At 67.4% G+C, this 386-nt stretch carries 1 protein-coding gene; it reads right to left on the bottom strand.

Annotated features, from left to right (window positions below):
• Positions 1-313, bottom strand: a 313-nt coding sequence (locus ENZ74_RS34250; RefSeq protein WP_127313396.1) for an FAD-dependent oxidoreductase, incomplete at its 3' end; no start/stop codon positions are given.
• Positions 314-386 lie beyond the last annotated feature (73 nt).

Genomic DNA, 386 nt, shown 5'->3' with positions numbered 1-386 from the left:
CGGTGGCGCGCAGGCGCGCCACCGTGCACTGGCGCAGGAAACGCAGGCTCCAGGCGAGGAAATAGGGATCGAGGCGCAACCTGACCTTGATGCCGAGATCATGGTTGTAGAGCCCGCGCAGGAAGGTCTTCAAAGCCGCCGGCGAGGCCCAGGCGGTGGCGTCACCCGGTGACACCAGGCCGGCATTGGACTGGCTGGTGCCTTGTGCCGCCGCCGGATGGCGCTCGATCACCGTCACCTCATGGCCGTCGCTGGCCAGATAATAGGCGGCCGCCGTACCGACGACACCGGCCCCGAGCACCGTTATTTTCATGCCATCCCCCCAAGATCTCCTCGCGGCGCCGCGCGTCCGCGCCTTGCCGCGAACGCCTTCAATAGCGCTTCAC

Source organism: Mesorhizobium sp. M7A.F.Ca.CA.002.15.2.1, assembly GCF_003998715.1.
In the GTDB taxonomy this organism is placed as follows: Bacteria; Pseudomonadota; Alphaproteobacteria; order Rhizobiales; family Rhizobiaceae; genus Mesorhizobium; species Mesorhizobium ciceri.
Note: the sequence above shows the minus strand (reverse complement) of the source record. Positions and strands in the feature narration are given on the sequence as shown.